The sequence below is a fragment of the Streptomyces sp. NPDC040545 genome (assembly GCF_055595065.1).
On record NZ_JBVIWA010000001.1, the window covers coordinates 359091 to 375408 of the forward strand.

At 72.4% G+C, this 16318-nt stretch carries 18 protein-coding genes; 7 read left to right on the forward strand and 11 right to left on the reverse strand.

What is annotated here, in order from left to right:
- Positions 1-20 precede the first annotated feature (20 nt).
- Together ACZ573_RS01770 and ACZ573_RS01775 are read left to right on the forward strand one after the other, a co-directional pair.
- Positions 21-1298 (forward strand): thymidine phosphorylase, encoded by a 1278-nt coding sequence (locus tag ACZ573_RS01770; protein ID WP_471297698.1) that lies wholly within the window; start codon positions 21-23, stop codon positions 1296-1298.
- Positions 1299-1673: 375 nt separating this feature from the next.
- Positions 1674-2012: an STAS domain-containing protein gene (locus ACZ573_RS01775; protein WP_471297700.1), complete on the forward strand. Its 339-nt coding sequence runs from the start codon at positions 1674-1676 to the stop codon at positions 2010-2012.
- On the opposite strand, the gene ACZ573_RS01780 is transcribed toward ACZ573_RS01775, so the two are convergent.
- Entirely contained in the window at positions 1908-2906 is a 999-nt protein-coding gene (locus tag ACZ573_RS01780) for a sigma-70 family RNA polymerase sigma factor (RefSeq protein WP_471297702.1), read from the reverse strand. The genes ACZ573_RS01775 and ACZ573_RS01780 overlap by 105 nt on opposite strands.
- Before the next feature lie 292 nt (positions 2907-3198).
- Here ACZ573_RS01780 and ACZ573_RS01785 point away from each other — a divergent pair, with 292 nt between their 5' ends.
- A complete protein-coding gene (locus tag ACZ573_RS01785; RefSeq protein ID WP_471297704.1) occupies positions 3199-4422 on the forward strand; it encodes an MFS transporter in 1224 nt (407 codons plus the stop codon).
- Here ACZ573_RS01785 and ACZ573_RS01790 read toward each other — a convergent pair.
- The gene (locus ACZ573_RS01790; protein ID WP_471297706.1) at positions 4419-5123 is read right to left on the reverse strand and encodes a L,D-transpeptidase family protein; all 705 of its coding nucleotides are present in this window, start codon (positions 5121-5123) and stop codon (positions 4419-4421) included. The genes ACZ573_RS01785 and ACZ573_RS01790 overlap by 4 nt on opposite strands.
- Before the next feature lie 90 nt (positions 5124-5213).
- Positions 5214-6497 (reverse strand): MFS transporter, encoded by a 1284-nt coding sequence (locus ACZ573_RS01795; RefSeq protein ID WP_471297708.1) that lies wholly within the window; start codon positions 6495-6497, stop codon positions 5214-5216.
- Positions 6498-6559: 62 nt separating this feature from the next.
- On the opposite strand from ACZ573_RS01795, the gene ACZ573_RS01800 reads away from it, so the two are divergent.
- Positions 6560-7534, forward strand: coding sequence for a LysR family transcriptional regulator (locus tag ACZ573_RS01800; protein ID WP_471299002.1), 975 nt, complete (start codon positions 6560-6562; stop codon positions 7532-7534).
- A 74-nt stretch (positions 7535-7608) separates the two neighbouring features.
- On the opposite strand, the gene ACZ573_RS01805 is transcribed toward ACZ573_RS01800, so the two are convergent.
- From ACZ573_RS01805 to ACZ573_RS01815, 3 genes are all read right to left on the reverse strand, one after another.
- A complete protein-coding gene (locus ACZ573_RS01805) occupies positions 7609-8625 on the reverse strand; it encodes a helix-turn-helix transcriptional regulator (protein WP_471297710.1) in 1017 nt (338 codons plus the stop codon).
- Between the two features lie 287 nt (positions 8626-8912).
- Positions 8913-9284: a cupin domain-containing protein gene (locus tag ACZ573_RS01810; RefSeq protein ID WP_471297712.1), complete on the reverse strand. Its 372-nt coding sequence runs from the start codon at positions 9282-9284 to the stop codon at positions 8913-8915.
- A gap of 76 nt (positions 9285-9360) precedes the next feature.
- Positions 9361-10095 carry an alpha/beta hydrolase gene (locus tag ACZ573_RS01815; RefSeq protein ID WP_471297714.1) on the reverse strand — a complete coding sequence of 245 codons (735 nt, stop codon included), beginning with the start codon at positions 10093-10095 and terminating at the stop codon, positions 9361-9363.
- Between the two features lie 113 nt (positions 10096-10208).
- Here ACZ573_RS01815 and ACZ573_RS01820 point away from each other — a divergent pair, with 113 nt between their 5' ends.
- From ACZ573_RS01820 to ACZ573_RS01830, 3 genes are all read left to right on the forward strand, one after another.
- Positions 10209-11357 carry an adenosine deaminase gene (locus tag ACZ573_RS01820; RefSeq protein WP_373042636.1) on the forward strand — a complete coding sequence of 383 codons (1149 nt, stop codon included), beginning with the start codon at positions 10209-10211 and terminating at the stop codon, positions 11355-11357.
- Positions 11358-11496: 139 nt separating this feature from the next.
- On the forward strand, positions 11497-11754 hold the full coding sequence (locus ACZ573_RS01825; RefSeq protein ID WP_471297716.1) for a hypothetical protein: 258 nt from the start codon (positions 11497-11499) through the stop codon (positions 11752-11754).
- Between the two features lie 133 nt (positions 11755-11887).
- A complete protein-coding gene (locus tag ACZ573_RS01830) occupies positions 11888-12667 on the forward strand; it encodes a hypothetical protein (RefSeq protein WP_471297718.1) in 780 nt (259 codons plus the stop codon).
- Between the two features lie 31 nt (positions 12668-12698).
- Here the strand turns inward: ACZ573_RS01830 and ACZ573_RS01835 are convergent, their stop codons facing one another.
- The 5 genes from ACZ573_RS01835 to ACZ573_RS01855 form a co-directional block, all read right to left on the reverse strand.
- A complete protein-coding gene (locus tag ACZ573_RS01835; protein WP_033219629.1) occupies positions 12699-12899 on the reverse strand; it encodes a PspC domain-containing protein in 201 nt (66 codons plus the stop codon).
- 37 nt (positions 12900-12936) lie between these two features.
- Positions 12937-13509, reverse strand: a complete 573-nt coding sequence (locus tag ACZ573_RS01840) for a VanZ family protein (RefSeq protein ID WP_373042630.1) — start codon at positions 13507-13509, stop codon at positions 12937-12939.
- Positions 13510-13604: 95 nt separating this feature from the next.
- Complete coding sequence (locus tag ACZ573_RS01845; RefSeq protein ID WP_471297721.1) at positions 13605-14258, reverse strand: PH domain-containing protein; 654 nt, start codon at positions 14256-14258, stop codon at positions 13605-13607.
- 36 nt (positions 14259-14294) lie between these two features.
- A complete protein-coding gene (locus tag ACZ573_RS01850) occupies positions 14295-14909 on the reverse strand; it encodes a class F sortase (RefSeq protein WP_471297723.1) in 615 nt (204 codons plus the stop codon).
- Between the two features lie 92 nt (positions 14910-15001).
- Positions 15002-16258, reverse strand: coding sequence for a hypothetical protein (locus ACZ573_RS01855; protein WP_471297725.1), 1257 nt, complete (start codon positions 16256-16258; stop codon positions 15002-15004).
- Positions 16259-16318: the final 60 nt, after the last annotated feature.

A 16318-nucleotide genomic window follows, 5' to 3' on the forward strand; every position in this document is an offset into this window, starting at 1 on the left:
GCGCGTAGAAGGAAGCCCTCATGGACGTCATCTCCGTCATCCGGACCAAGCGGGACCGCGGTGAGCTGAGCCCCGAGCAGATCGACTGGGTCATCGACGCGTACACCCGCGGTGTCGTGGCCGACGAGCAGATGTCCGCGCTGGCGATGGCCATCCTGCTCAACGGCATGAACCGGACCGAGATCGCCCGCTGGACCGCGGCGATGATCGCCTCCGGCGAGCGCATGAACTTCAACTCCCTCTCCCGCCCGACCGCCGACAAGCACTCCACGGGCGGCGTCGGCGACAAGATCACCCTCCCGCTCGCCCCACTGGTCGCCGCGTGCGGCGCGGCCGTGCCCCAGCTGTCCGGCCGCGGCCTCGGCCACACCGGCGGCACCCTCGACAAGCTGGAGTCCATCCCCGGCTGGCGCGCGCTGCTCTCCAACGAGGAGATGCTGCACGTCCTGGACACCACCGGCGCGGTCATCTGCGCGGCCGGCGACGGTCTGGCCCCGGCGGACAAGAAGCTCTACGCGCTGCGCGACGTCACCGGCACGGTCGAGGCCATCCCGCTGATCGCCTCCTCGATCATGTCGAAGAAGATCGCCGAGGGCACCGGCTCGCTCGTCCTGGACGTCAAGGTCGGCACCGGCGCCTTCATGAAGAACCTCGCGGACGCGCAGGAGCTGGCCCACACGATGGTCGGCCTCGGCACGGACAGCGGGGTGAAGACGGTCGCGCTGATCACCGACATGTCGACCCCGCTCGGCCTGACCGCCGGCAACGCCCTCGAGGTCCGCGAGTCGGTCGAGGTCCTGGCCGGCGGCGGCCCCTCGGACGTCGTGGAGCTGACCATCGCGCTGGCCAAGGAGATGCTGGACGCGGCGGGCATCAAGGACGCCGACCCGGCCAAGGCCCTGGCCGACGGCTCCGCGATGGACCACTGGCGCCGGATGATCGCGGCCCAGGGCGGCGACCCGGACGCGGCCCTCCCGGTGGCCCGCGAGCAGCACGTGGTCACCGCCCCCGAGTCGGGCGTCCTGACCCGCCTGGACGCGTACGGGGTCGGCGTCGCCGCCTGGCGCCTGGGCGCCGGCCGCGCGCGCAAGGAGGACCCGGTGCAGGCGGGCGCGGGTGTCGAGCTCCACGCGAAGCCGGGCGACATGGTGACGGCGGGCCAGCCGCTGATGACCCTGCACACGGACACCCCGGAGAAGTTCGACTACGCGCTCGCCTCCCTGGCGGGCACGTACGACATCGCCACGGCGGGCACGGCCTTCTCCGCCACGCCGATCATCCTGGACCGCATCGCCTGACCTGTACTCACTCGTGAGGCTGAACGGGATCGGTGGACGCCCACCGATCCCGTTCGTCATGCCGGGACCGGTGCCAACAGCATGAGGAGCACACCATGAGCGCACAACTTCATCGCGGCCAAGGTGCGCTGCTGCTGCGGAGCTGGCCGTCGAGATCACCTCGAAGCCGAACGCTCCGCACGACCGCATCGCCAAGGCTGCCGGGTATGCCCAGGCAGGCATCCCGCGTTTACCGGGTCCTCCAGGCCGGCAGGTTCGGCGAGACCTTCCACCTGCCCGCGCCGTTCGACCTCAAGCTGGACACGTCGGTCTTCCCCACCCCCTGAGGCGCGCCCGGCACCGATGAGTTCCGGCGGGCCGGGCGGTCATCCTCTCGTGAAGATCCGACGACTCGTGCTGCCCGGCCCCGGACCGGCCGCCCCGCAGGACACCGCGCTGCTGTGCGCCCGGCTGGCCCGGCTCTACGACGGCGGGGCGGGCGCGGTGGTCTGTGACGCCGCCGCGGTGACCGCGCCCGGGCTGGCCGACGTCGAGCTGCTGGCCCGGCTGCGGCTGGCCGCCCGGGGGCGGCCGCTGCGGGTGACCGGGGCCGCGCCGGCTCTCCGGGACCTACTGCACCTCGTCGGCCTCGTCCAGCTGCTCGGGGAGGCCGAACAGCGGGAACCACCGCGCGGTGTCCAGGAAGGCGTTGAGCCCGACGATCTTGCCGTCTGATATCTCCAGCACTTGGAGCGCCCACGGGATGTGGCCCGGCCGCCCGTCCTCGCGCGGACGGTACTGGCCGAAGGCGGGCAGACCGTTCGCCGTCGTCGGGAGGAGCCGGGAGCCCTTGCAGCCGATGCCCTGGTTCAGGTGCCAGGCCGCGATGTCCTCGTGGCCCTGGAGCCACAGGTCGAACGGCGGCATCGAGAGCACCGCGTCCTCGTGGAGGAGGGTGGTGAGCCGCGCGATGTCGTAGGCCTCGAAGGCGGAGAGGTACCGCTCCAGCAGCTTCGCCTGGTCCGCGTCGAGCGGATCCGCGGGGTCGCTGTCGCGCAGCGACTGTCCGGCCAGGGTGGCCCGCGCCCGCTGGAGCGCGCTGTTCACCGAGGCCGTCGTGGTCTCCAGGAGCTGGGCCACCTCGTCGGCCTTCCAGGCCAGCACCTCGCGCAGGATGAGCACCGCCCGCTGCTTCGCCGGCAGGTGCTGGAGCGCCGCTACGAAGGCCAGGCGGACGGATTCCTTCGCCAGCGCCATCTCCGCCGGGTCGGCGGTCTGCGGCAGCACCCGGCCGTCCGGGACCGGCTCCAGCCAGGTCACCTCAGGGCGCTCGTTGAGCACGGCGGAGGCCTGGTGCTGCGGGGCGGTCAGGTCCATCGGGCGGGCCCGCTTGTTCCCGGCGTTCAGCAGGTCCAGGCAGACGTTGGTGGCGATCCGGTACAGCCACGACCGCAGCGAGGAGCGGCCCTCGAACTTCTCGTAGCTGCGCCAGGCGCGGACGTACGTGTCCTGCACCGCGTCCTCCGCGTCGAAGGACGAGCCGAGCATCCGGTAGCAGTAGCCGGTGAGCTCGACCCGGTACCGGTCCATCGCGGTGTCGAGGTCCACATCGGTGGCGAGGTCGCTCATGTCCGTCCATCCCCCTGGTCGTTCCACTCCTTCGGAACCTACCGGAGGGGTCTGACAACGGCAGCCGGAAGCGGCGGACCACCCATATATGTCGTCATCAAGTTTCTTGACGTCAAGATTAATGTGCGGCAGGCTTCCTCATGTATCTCGACATCGAGATACATGACGGTGGGCGCGGTCGATACGGGGGACTGGGATGCGGCGCGGCAGGCGGATCCGGACGGCAGGGCAGGGGGACGGTGGTCTGCTGGCGCAACTGCGCCGGCCGCCCGGCGGCCGTGATGCGCGGATCATGCTGCTCACCCAGGCGCTGGACCGCGCGGGTACCGGTGTGTGGGCCGCGTCCTCCGTCCTCTACTTCACCTTCGTCGTCGGCCTCGACGCCGGGCAGCTGGGCCTGCTGCTGGGCGCGGCCGGGGTGGCGGGCATCGCCGGATCGCCGCTGGCGGGCCACCTCGCCGACCGCTTCCAGGTGCGCACCCTGCTGATCGGCTGCCACCTCATCCGCCTCGGGGCCCTGTGCGTGCTGCTGGTGGCCACCGACTTCGGCCTGCTGCTGCTCCTGTTCGCCGTCACCCACCTGGGAGACCGGGCGGCCAAGACGCTGGAGATGCTCTTCGCCACCCGGGTCGCGGGCGAGCGGCGCTCCACCTACCAGGCGCTGGCACGCAGTTCGGCGAACGCCGGATACGCCCTCGGCGCGGGCCTCGCCGCCATCGGCCTCGCCGTCGGCACCCGGGGCGCCTACCAGGTGCTGATCCTGGCCGACGCACTGTCGTTCCTCGTGGCCGCGGCCCTGGTGTGGCGCACCCAGGAGCCGCACGGCCACGGGCTCGTCGTCGCACGGCCCGGGGCGGAGGAAGGCGCTCCGGTGGCCGGGCCCAGCCCCTGGCGGGACCGCGGCTACCTGCGGTTCGTCCTGCTGGACATCCCGATGAACCTGGACGACTCGATCCTCGGCGTCGGGGTGCCGCTGTGGCTCGTCGGCCACACCGCGGCCCCGCACGCCCTGATCCCGGCCTTCCTGGTCATCAACACCGTGCTCGTCGTCGCCCTGCAGCTACGGGTGTCGGCGCGGGTCCGGGACGCCCGCCAGGCGGCGGGCGCGGTCGGCCTGTACGGCCTGACGACGCTCGCCTGCTGCCTCTTCCTGGCCACCGCCCCCGCGGGCGGGGCCTGGGCCGCCTCGGTGGCCCTGCTCGCCGCGGCCGTGCTGGCCACCGCGGCGGAGCTGATGCGTTCGGTGAGCTCCTGGGAACTGGCGGTCTCCCTCGCACCGCGGGAGGCGCGCGCCTCGTACCTGGGGGTGGCCGGCATGGCCCAGTCCGCCCAGAAGTCCGCGGGCCCGCTGCTGCTCACCGGCGCGGTGATGGCGGCCGGCCCGGCCGGCTGGCTGGCCCTCGGGGCCGGGGTGGCGGGCCTGTCCCTCGTCCAACGCCGAGCCGCTCTGCGGCGGTTGGACCGCCTGAGCGCCGCGCCCGCCTCCGCGCCCGCGCCCGCCGCCCCGGCGGCCTAGGTGCCGGGCTTGCGCCCGTACACGTAGACGTCCTCGCCCTGCCCCAGCAGGTTCCAGTACGCCTTGGCGTCGGCGGAGCCCATGTTCACGCAGCCGCCCGAACCGGGCGGGTTCCACATGCTCTTGGTGGTCGAGTGGAAGGCGATGCCGCCGTCGAAGAACTGCGCGTACGGCATCGAGACGTTGTAGAGCGTCGACCAGTGGTCGATGTTCCGGTAGTAGATCTTCTTCAGGCCGGTGCGCGTCTCCGTGCCGTCCTTGCCGGTGCGGACCGGGACGGGCCCGTACTTCAGCGCGGCGCCGTCCTGGATCCAGCTGAGCTGCCGCGTCAGGTCTACGCAGGCGATCCGCCCCCGGTTCACCGGGCAGTCACCCGCCTTGTTCGGGGTGCTGCCGGCCGCCCGCTGGGCCAGCATCGTGCTCATCGTCTGCCAGGTCAGCGGCCCGGCGTAGCCCTGGGTCGGGGTGATCCCGTGGTTCGCCTGGAACGACCGGATCGCCGTGCAGTCGGCCGCCGACTGCTTCCCGTCCACAGGCCGGCCGAGGAACTGCTCGACCTGCCGCTGGTGCGGCCCGGTGGTGAGGTTGCAGGAGGCGGCGGCCTGCGCCGCCCCGCCTCCCGTGACCACCACCGGCAGCGCCAGCGCCAGCGCGACCGCCCCGCCCAGCACGGCCGCCCGCGCCCCGAACCTCGTACCCATCCGGTCCTCCCCTGCTCGCACAGCATCGTTCTCCGTGTTGAATGCCCGGAAAACAAGCAGGGGTTGCCTGAGGCGGGAGCGTAGATTTCGTCAGCGCGCGCCCACGGCCGACGCCGGCATCCGCCGCTCCGCGCGCGCCGCGTGGGACCCGTACAGGGTGATCGACACGACGCCGAGCACCGCCAGCAGCGCGATGCCGACCGTGGCCGCCCATCCGGCGCCGTGGTAGGCCAGGGCCCCCAGGGTGCCGCCGGCGCTGGAGCCGAGGTAGTACGCCGACTGGTAGAGCGCCGAGGCCTGGGCCCGGCCCGTCTTCGCCGTCCGGCTCACCGCGGCCGAGGCCGCCGCGTGCCCCGCGAAGAAGCCCGCGGTGATCAGGACCAGCCCGGGCACGATCAGCGCCAGCGAGTCGGACAGCGACAGCAGCAGCCCGAGCGCCGTGGTCGTCACGGCCAGGTACAGCGCGCCGCGCCGCCCGGTGCGGGCCACCAGCTTGCCGGCGGCGGCCGAGGACACCGTGCCGACCAGGTAGATCAGGAAGATCGACCCGACCACGCCCTGCCCGAGTGAGAACGGCTCGTCCACCAGCCGGTAGCCGATCACGGTGTAGACCGCGCCGAAGACCGTCATGAACAGCGCGCCGATCCCGTACAGGCGCAGCAGCAGCGGATCGCGCAGATGACCGGCGACGGTAGCGCCCACCGCGCGCGGGTTCAGCGACGCCGGGCGGAAGAACCGCGCCCGCGGCAGCAGCACCAGGAAGGCCGCCGCGCACGCCAGCGCCATCAGGGCGACGGCCAGCAGGCCCGCCCGCCAGCCCCACAGCTGCGCCGCCCAGCCGGTGACGAGGCGACCGCTCATCCCGCCGATGGAGTTCCCCGCCACGAACAGGCCGATCGCGGCCACCAGGGCCTTCGGCTTGACCTCCTCCGCCAGGTACGCCATCGCGGAGGCCGGGATCCCGGCGATCGCCGCGCCCTGGACGGCGCGCAGCGCCACCAGCCACTCCACGTTCGGCGCGAACGGCACCAGCAGACCGACGCCGACGGCGATCACCATCGAGTACGTCATCATCCGAGTGCGGCCGAACCGCTCGGACAGCGCGCTCAGCGGGAGGACGAACAGCGCGAGCGCGCCGGTGGCCGCGGACACCGTCCAGCTGGCCTGGCCCGCCGTCACCCCGAATCCGGCGGAGATCGCGGGCAACAGCGCCTGGGTGGAGTAGAGGAGGGCGAACGTCGCGAGTCCGGCGGCGAAGAGCGCGAGGCTCATCCGGCGGTAGCCGGGGCGGCCGGGGGAGAGGGGCTGCGCTGCGGGGGACGACGGGGTGGAGGCACCCGGGATGACGGGTGCCCCGGTATGAACGGGAGGCATGCTTCGACGGTAGGCCTGTCATTTTCATGCGTCCAATGCACAGAATCGCGATAATCGATCCACTGATGCATCAACCCAGCTCAGAGGCGTGGATGTCGATGAACCGTTACGTAGAAGACATGGCTGTGACAACCTTGCTCGCGCCGCGGCTGGCCTATTTCGCCGCCGTCGCCCGCCACGAGCACGTCACCCGCGCCGCCCACGAGCTGGGCGTCCCGCAGTCCACCCTGTCACGAGCCATGGTCCGGCTCGAACAGGACCTGGGCGTCACGCTGTTCGCCCGCAAGGGCCGTACGGTCGCCCTCACCACGGCCGGCCGCACCTTCCTGGCCTCGGCCGAGCAGGCCCTCACGGAGATCGGCCGCGCCGCCGAATCCGTGCAGCAGGACGCCGATCCGGCGGCGGGCAAGGTGGCGTTCGGCTTCCTGCACACCCTCGGGTCCGAGACCGTACCCGGCCTCATCCGCGCCTTCCGCGCCGACCACCCGCGCATCCGCTTCTCCCTCGTCCAGAACTACGGCGAGGCCATGCTGGAGAAGCTCCGGGCCGGCGAACTCGACCTGTGCCTGACCTCCCCGCTGCCGGACGCCCCCGACCTGGTCGCCCGGCGCCTCGACGAACAGCGGCTGCGGCTGGTGGTCCCGGACGACCACCGGCTCGCGACCCGCAAGCGCATCCGCCTCGCCGAGGCCGCCGAGGAAACCTTCGTCACCCTGGAGCCCGGCTACGGCATGCGCCGCATCACCGACGACCTGTGCGCGGAGGCCGGGTTCACCCCGAAGATCGCCTTCGAGGGCGAGGAGGCCGAGACCCTGCGCGGCCTGGTCGCCGCCGGCCTCGGCGTGGCCCTGCTGCCACCCCCGGCCGTGGCCCGCCCCGGCGTCGTCGAGCTGACGGTCACCGCCCCGCGCGCCGTCCGCGAGATCGGCCTCGCCTGGCTCGACGGCCACCCCGACACCCCGCCGGTGGCGGAGTTCAAGCGTTTCCTCCTCTCCCGCCGTGGCCGCCTGATCCCCGAACTGGAACCCTTGCCCTAACCGGGCCATCCCCCTCCCGCCCGGCCGGGCCGATTCCGCCCCGCCCGGGCGGGAGGGGAGTTGCCCCCGGGTGTTTACGGGTCCGGCGGGCGGGTCGGGGACAGCAAGTAGCCGGCCTGAAAGCGGGACTTGGCGCCCACCGCCCGCATGATCTCGGCGATGTGCCGCTGGCACGTCCGCTCCGACATGCCCAGCCGCCGCGCGATCACCTTGTCCTCCAGCCCCTCCGACAGCAGCCGGACGATCGTCTGCCGCAGCTCGTCCGAGATCGACCGGGCCGCCTCCGGACTCACCGACGTGGGGAAGGGCTCCGCGCCCACCCAGGAGCGCTCGAAGGTCGCCGTCATGAAGTGCACGACACTCGGCTCCCGCACCACCAGCGCCGCCCCGCTGCGGTCCGGCACCGCCATCAGGCCCGTGTGGTCGTCGAAGATCAGCATCCGCGTCAGCCCGTCGCCCAGGGTCCGTACCTGGGCGCCCAGTGCCGTCACCCGCTCGACGTACGCCGCCGTGGGCCGTGAGTAGCGTGCCGTGTGCTGGTAGATCGTGCGCATCCGGACCCCGCGCGTCAGCAGCGACTCGTCCCGCCCGATCGACTCCTCCAGCGTCTCCAGCGGGCGGCCCCCGCCCGGCTGCGAGGTCAGCAGCTCCCGTTCGCACGCCGCGACCAGTTCCGCGATCAGCCCCCGTACCGCCCCGAGGTCCGTGACCAGCTCCAGCCGGCCCGATGTGCTGAGGTCCCGGTGCGCGGTCCCCGCCTCGTACGCCGGCACCAGCGCCTCCAGCCGCCCGCGCAGCCGGTCCATCTCGTCGTGGGTCTCCCGTACGAGCAGGGCCAGCGGGGCCAGGGCCCGGGCCGCCGCGGCCCGGGGGGCCACCGCGCTCCAGCGGTCCGGCTCGTCGCCCGGGGCCCGCTGGAGCAGGTGCGCGGCGGCCAGCTCGGTGATCGCGGCGGCCGCGCGCACGCCCAGGGCCCCGGTGGCCTCGCACAGGTCAAAGGCGTGCCGCTCGACGGCGTACGCGTACAGGCGCCGGGCGGCGGGGCTCAGCTCCCCGGCCGCTCCGGCCGGCCCGGATTCCTCGGCAGGCATATGCGTATGCGTCCCGAGTTGTACGCATTTATAAACCCCTCGTGTTCCCGCAAGGCGGCAAGACGACGCCTGGACGGCCGCCATCGGCATATGCCGAACAGGCACAGTGGCAGCACGGCGTGAGGGGGAAGCGCGGTATGCGGCAGAGGACACCCAGGCGAGCACGGGGGCCCGTGTCCTGCTGAGCCCGCGGCCCGCCGTGGTGGTCGCGCCAGATCCATCGGTGCCATCCGACCGTGAGGGGGCGGAGCGGCGGGTACGGACGGACTGGCGCGACCCCGAAACCATCAGCCGGCGGCCGGCTTCGCGTAGTCGCTGTAGCCGGTCCAGTCCAGCGCCACGCACGGCTCGTCACCCACGACCCAGGCGTCGTGCCCGGGGGCGATCTGGATGAAGTCGCCCGGGCCGATCTCGGCGCTCTCCCCGTCGTCCATGACGATCTTCATCCGGCCGCTCACGACGTACCCGGTGTGGGCGGAGCGGCAGCTGTCCGTGCCGGCCAGCGGCTTGATGTGCAGCGACCAGCGCCAGCCCGGCTCGAAGACCGCGCGCCCCACCGCCCCGCCCTCGGTGTTGAAGAGGTCCAGCCTGCCCGTGCCGGCCTCGAAGGGCCGCGTCTCGTCCGGCTTGTCGAAGTTCTTGTGGACCAATCCGCTCATGGCCGGTCGCCTCCGGGAGTCGTGCAGCACCCCGAGTCCGCTTCCCACGGTACGCGCGCTGCGCCGGTCCCGTGGATCACCGCCTCAGCGACCTCCCGAAGCCCGAGGCCAGCGGCATCCGCAGGCCCAGTGGCGGGGGTGCGGCCAGGGCGTCGGTCACCGGCCGCGAGTAGCGCCCCGAGGAGACCGCGCCCAGGATGAAGTCCACGGCCAGTGCCACCACTTCCGGCTGGTGCTCGCGCAGCCCGTGCCCGTCCGAATGCACCTCGAAGCGGCAGGTCGAACGATTCGCCTTCTTCGCCCGCGCCGCCAGCCGGAAGGAGGCCTCCGGGTCGCTGCGCGCGTCGTTGGTGCCGTGCACGATCAACACCTGCCGTCCCGACAGCTGTTTCACCGGTTCAGGGGAGCCGGCCCGGGCCGCCTCCTCCAAGCAAGGGGCGATCACCACGACCGAGTTGACGGCCCCGTGCCCCGCCGCCCGCAGCGCGGCCAGGCCCCCCGCGTCGTAGCCGGCCAGGCACACCGGCACGTCCCCGTACCGCCGCACCGCCTCGTCCGCGGCCCACCCCGCCTGGTCCTCCCGGGCGGAGTCCCCGCCGTGGATGACCATGTGCGTGACCAGCCCCTCCGCCCCGCCCGCCCGGGCCAGCGCCCGCGCGAGCGGACGCATGGGACCCGGCGAGAACCTGGAGGCCCCGGGGAGCAGGAGCACCACCCCGTTGACCGCGCTTTCCGTCGAACCCGAGCCGGTTCTCGCGCCGGCCGCCCGCCCCAGGCGGGCCCCGCGCGCCGGCGGCGCATGCTGTGCCATGGCGGAACAGTCTCAGACCTTCAGGTGTACGCCATCCGTCCGCGCGGTCTCTGTTACATATCGACGCCCGCCGGGGACATTCCGCTCTACGCGCGTAGGAGTAGAGTGCGCAGATGACGAGCGAGACCCCCAACCTGCCGACCCCGGATCAGATCCGTCGTTCCCCGAAGGTGCTGCTGCACGATCACCTCGACGGTGGACTGCGTCCCGGGACCATCATCGAGCTGGCCCGTGAGGTCGGTTACGAGAACCTCCCCGAGACCGACGCCGACAAGCTCGGCATCTGGTTCCGCGAGGCCGCCGACTCCGGCTCCCTGCCTCGCTACCTGGAGACCTTCGCGCACACCTGCGCGGTCATGCAGACGAAGGCCGCCCTCTTCCGGGTCGCCGCCGAGTGCGCCGAGGACCTGGCCGAGGACGGCGTCGTGTACGCCGAGATCCGCTACGCGCCCGAGCAGCACCTGGAAGCCGGCCTTTCCCTCGAAGAGGTCGTCGAGGCCGTGAACGACGGCTTCCGCGAGGGCGAGCGCCGCGCGAAGGCCAACGGCCACCGCATCCGCGTCGGCGCCCTGCTGACCGCGATGCGCCACGCCGCCCGCGCGCTGGAGATCGCCGAGCTGGCGAACCGCTACCGCGACAACGGCGTGGTCGGCTTCGACATCGCAGGCGCCGAGGCCGGGTTCCCTCCCACCCGCCACCTCGACGCCTTCGAGTACCTCAAGCGCGAGAACAACCACTTCACCATCCACGCGGGCGAGGCCTTCGGCCTGCCGTCGATCTGGCAGGCCCTGCAGTGGTGCGGCGCCGACCGCCTCGGCCACGGCGTGAAGATCATCGACGACATCGAGGTCGCGGAGGACGGTTCCGTGACCCTGGGCCGCCTGGCCTCGTACGTCAGGGACAAGCGCATCCCCCTGGAGATGTGCCCGACCTCGAACCTGCAGACCGCCGCGGCCGCCTCGTACGCCGAGCACCCGATCGGCCTGCTGCGCAAGCTGCACTTCAGGCTCACGGTCAACACGGACAACCGCCTGATGAGCGGCACCAGCATGAGCCGCGAGTTCGAGCACCTGGTCGACACCTTCGGCTACACCCTCGACGACATGCAGTGGTTCACCGTCAATGCGATGAAGTCCGCGTTCATTCCTTTCGATGAACGACTGGCCATGATCAATGAAGTGATCAAGCCCGGTTATGCGGAGCTGAAGTCGGAGTGGCTGTTCCAGCAGACCGCTTCCACCAGGGGTTCTGTATCGGCGTAGGCCGTGGCATGACATAGCGGAAGCGCCCGGGAGGGAGAATCCCCGGGCGCTTTCTCGTATTTAAGGATGTTTGCGGACGGGGGTTTGAAGTGACTAGTTTGCGGAGCCGCTCAATTCCCCGTCGCAAGGACAACTTTTCATGAAGAAGTCAGCTGCCAAGACCCTCGGTACCGCCGTTCTCGGTGCCGCCTTTGCCGCGGTCGCCGCCGGTACCGCCTCCGCCGCCGTCCCGGCGATCGGCCTCACCGACGCGCTGGGCTCCGCCACCGGCATGCTCCAGGGTGCCACCAGCCAGCAGCAGGTGGGCGGCGAGGCCCAGCAGTCGAGCGACCCCACCACCCAGATCACCGGAGCCCTGACCCCGCTCACCGGCGCCCTGAACGGCCTCGGTAGCTGACGCTGCCCCAGCCGCGAATTCGTACGCGCGTGCGGTGGGTGCATGCCCCTCGATCGGGCATGTGTCCCGCCGCGCCGTGTGCCACGATCGCCACCAACTGCCCGCCGACGTCTTGGGTACGAGGTTCTCGGTCATGCGCATGAAGGCACGAGCGACGATGGTCGCGCTGGTCCCCACCCTGCTGCTCGGGGCGGTGGGGTGCAGCACCACGCACACCCCCGCGACGGGCGAGGCTCCCGATCCCAAGGGCTCCGCGGGCAGCGCCTCCGCCGCACCCGCAGCCCCGGCGCCCTCCGCCGTGGCGTCGGGACCGGTCGCGCCGAAGACCGGTGGCAGCAGGCTTGAGCGGTCCGCGCTGGCACAGGGCGACCTGCCCGGCTACCAGGTCTCCGCCCAGGGCAAGAACCCCCATGCCCCGGACGGCCAGCCGCAGGCCGACAAGAAGGCCTGCCAGCCGCTGGCCGACATCATGGGCGACAAGCCGGACCCGACCGCGCGCGAGACCATCAGCCGCGGCGTCGGCTCCCAGAAGCAGCTCGGGCTGGCCGTCTCCGCCACCGTCAGCTCCTACTCCGAGAGCGACGCCAAGGCACTGATCGCCCGGCTCAAGGCTGCCGTCGCCGCCTGCGGTTCGGGCTTCTCGGCCACGGTCGAGAAGCAGACCGGCGCCTACCGCGAGGTGCGCCCCGCCGACTACCGCACGGGCGGCGACGAGAGCGTCAGCTGGACCATGACCGCCGCCGCCCAGGGCGTCTCGGCGCAGGTCCACCTGGTCGTCGTACGCGAGGGCGACACCGTCGTGCGGCTGACGGCCCTCAATGCGGCGGGGGCGGCCCAGCAGAAGGCGCTGGTGCCGCAGGAAGTGGCCGACAAGCAGCTGGAGAAGATCCAGAAGGTCCGGCGGGCCGGCTGACCGGACGGCCCGCCGACCGCCGGCCGCCGGACTACCAGGCGGCCGAAGCGGGCTTCTCGTTCGGCAGCAGCACCCACAGCGCTATGTAGATCAGGAACTGCGGGCCCGGCAGCAGGCACGAGACGACGAAAATGGCGCGCATCGCGTTCGTCGAAATTCCGAAACGCCGCGCCAGTCCGGCGCAGACTCCGCCGATCCAGCGGCCGTCACGGGGGCGGACCAGGGCGCTCATGAGATTCTCCTTCGTCGGTATCGCTTTCTGCGATAGCTCAATACTCCCGCTGGACCGCCGACAGGACGTCGGTCCAGGGGCCGAGCCCGACCCTGGAAATCTTCGGGGTATCCCCCTGATAAACGGTGTGTGAGCGCCTCAGCCGGGCCCGCAGCGCCGGTACGACGGCCACGTGCGCGAGCACCACACCGACGGTGTTCAGCAGCACCGAGTCCACGTCCACCACCTGCCCCGGAACCGCGGTCTGCAGCATCTCGATGCACACCGAGACCAGCGCGCCCGCGGCTGCCGTCCGGGCCAGCGAGGACCACGCGGACAGGGCCGACGGCGCGAGCCGTCCGCTGATCAACGGCACCAGCACCCCGAGCGGGGCCAGCAGCGCGAGCCCCTCGCCGATCTGCCGGGCGGCTTCCAGCGGCCCGAGGGCCAGATCCGCCGTGATCCCCTCCAGCGGGCTCAGATTGGCCGCCGCGGCCCAGGGCACGTCCAGCGGCCGCAGAGTCAGCCAGCCGACGACCACGAAATGGGCGGCGAGCAGGACCCCGGCCAGGAGTCGCAGACGGAGGTGGATCGCGGTGGCGGCGCTTTCGCCGGCCTCATGACGCTGCACACCTGCGAGGACGCATCACCCGGTAGCCCCGGTTCCGGCCCGGAGGGGGTGTGGCGGGGAGCACCCGACCGGATCGGACCCGGTGTCCTGGCCGGTCAGCGCGTGGCGATGAGGACGATCAGGAACAGCGCGCCGACCAGGGCGGGCGCGATGATCTCGTACGACCAGCGCACGCGCACACTGCCCTGCGCGCCCGGCCGCGCGGCGTTCAGCTCGGCCAGTCCCTGGAGCTCGTCGACGATCCGGTCGGCATCGGCCCGCATCGGTTCGGAGGCGGCGGCGGAGGTACGGGACCGGGCGCTGGGGCCACCCGTGCTGCCCGGGTCGCGGCGGTCGATCGCATTGCGGCGCATCTGCTGCCGGTTGGCCTTCTTCCGCTCCCGCAGCGACACCGGCACGGACCAGAGCTGGTACTTCGACCCTTCGGCCAGCACCTCGGCCGAGTACCCGGCGCGCACCGCGTCCACGGCCGCCCAGGGCAGCTCGATGATCCGGAAGGGGTTGCGCACGCGCATGCGGTCCTCGTTGGCGAAGACGGCCGGGCGGATCGTGAACGCGACGATCAGCGGTACGACGCACAGCGCCACCGCCAGTCCGATCCACGGGGTGCTGCCGGAGCCCCGCAGCACGGCGTCGCCGCACAGCCAGGCGGTCAGCGCGAGCAGCAGTACCCCCGAGACGACGCCCATGGAGGATCGGTAGACCCGGTCTGCGTACACCGGCTCGTCGGTCGGCTGCTGGCTGCTCATGCGGTCGATTCTGCCCCACTGCGCCGCCTGGGTGTATCAGCCCACGAGATCGGCGTACAGGATGATGTTGTCGGGCCGGTGGCCGTCGGTGAGCTCGCCGCCGCAGGTGATGACGCGCAGCTCGGGGCGGGCGGTGTCCCCGTACACCTTGGCGGTCGGGAACTCCTTCTTCCCGACCTGTTCCAGCTCCCGGACGCGGAAGACTGCGGTGGTGCCGTCCGCCCGGGAGACGGTGATCTCCTCGCCGGTGCGCACGCGCGAGACGTCCTTGAGCACGGCCGGGCCGCGCGCGGTGTCGAAGTGGCCGATCAGCACGGCGGGACCGGTCTGGCCGGGCGTGACGCCCTTGGTGTACCAGCCGATCTTGTCGGCGTCGGCCACCGAGGGCACCTCGACGGTGCCGTCGGCGGCCAGCCCCAGCCCCAGCACCGGGGAGGCGTCCACCCCGGCCGAGGGGATCCGTACGCGTACGGGCGCGGAGGCGGGCATCGGTGCGGCGGTGGCGGCCGGGGCATCGGCCGGAACGGCGGACGCCGGGGTGACGTGCGGAGCCGGTGCCGGGCCGGCGACGGGGGCGCCGCCGCAGCCGGTCAGGGCGGCGAGGGCGAGCGGGGCGAGCAGTGCGGTGGCGCGGAGGGCGGCGCGGGACATGCGGGGCTCCTGAAACGGGGTCCGGCGGGCCACCACGAGGGTGGCCCGCCGAGAGGTCGGGTGACGCGGGGGCCGCGCGGGGCGGCCGTTCGTCAGCTGTGGCTGCGGCGACGGCGCAGGACGGTCGCACCGAGCACGGCGAAGATCGCGAGGAGGCCGGCGCCGGCCGCGACGGTGGTCCTGTCGTCGGTGTCCTCGGAGGCGATCTCGGCGCCCGCGGCGACGGATCCCCGGGGGACGACGGTGGTCTGGCCGGTGGTCTGGGCGGAGACGTTCGTGGCGGTCACCGGCTTCGCGGTGGAGGGCTCGGGCTTCGGGGCCGGGGTCTCCTCGGTGACCGGGTACGCGAGGGTGCAGCCCTTGGGGAGGGCGGGGAAGGCCGCGAAGTGGGACGGCACGTCCGGGCCGCCCTGGGTCTTCCACTCGAAGACGGGCTTGGCGCCGCTCGGGTTGTCGATGCGGGAGAAGTAGTCCGGGCTGCCCTGGGGGCTGAACCGGTTGAGGGTCCGCGTCCAGCTCTCGCCGGGTCGGTCGCCGTACATGATGGCCACGGGGCCCTCGGAGGACATGGTCAGGTCGACCAGGAGCCCGGCGCCGAGGTTGATCTGCTTGACCTCGGAGACGCACGTCGTGGACTCGTCGTCGTGGACCGGGTACGCGGGGGCGCAGCCCTTGGGGAGGGCGGGGAAGGTCGCGAAGTGGGAGGGGACGTGCGGGCCGCCCTGGGTCTTCCACTCGAAGACGGGCTTGGCGCCGCTCGGGTTGTCGATGCGGGAGAAGTAGTCCGGGCTGCCCTGGGGGTTGGTCCGGGTGAGGGTCTGCGTCCAGGTGTCGCCGGGTTCGGCGCCGTGCATGACGGCCTTGGGGCCCTCGGGGGACATGGTCAGGTCGGCCAGGAGCCCGGCGCCGAGGTCGATCTGCTTGACCTCGGAGACGCAGTCGGCCGGGCCCGTCGTTCCCGCCGGCAGCGGGAAGGACTTGGTCGCGCCGTCCTTGGTCGCGGTGAGGGCGTGGCCCTTGCCGCTCTTGACCAGCTTCAGCTCCAGCCCGTTGGCCGAGACGGAGGGCCCACCCGGGGTCAGCAGCCCGAGGGAGCGGGTCGGGAAGGCGTCCGGTTCCCCCGAACCGAGGGCCAGGATCTCGGCCTCCGGGCCGTCGGCGGTGTTCCGCACCACGGCGGCGAACCCGGGCGCGATGTCGATCCGCGTGCCCGCTTCGTGGTCGTTGCCCGCTACGGACGCGGCCGGGCCGGCCTGCGGGGTGGCGGCGTACGCGGTGCCCGCGACCGGGGCGAGGAGGGCACCCGCGAGGACGGCGGTGGCGATGGAGGCACGGAGGGCGGTACGCATAACGACTCCTTGAAGCGTTGTGTCAGGAAAGTGGAGGAGAGTCGCATGCCGCGGTTTTCT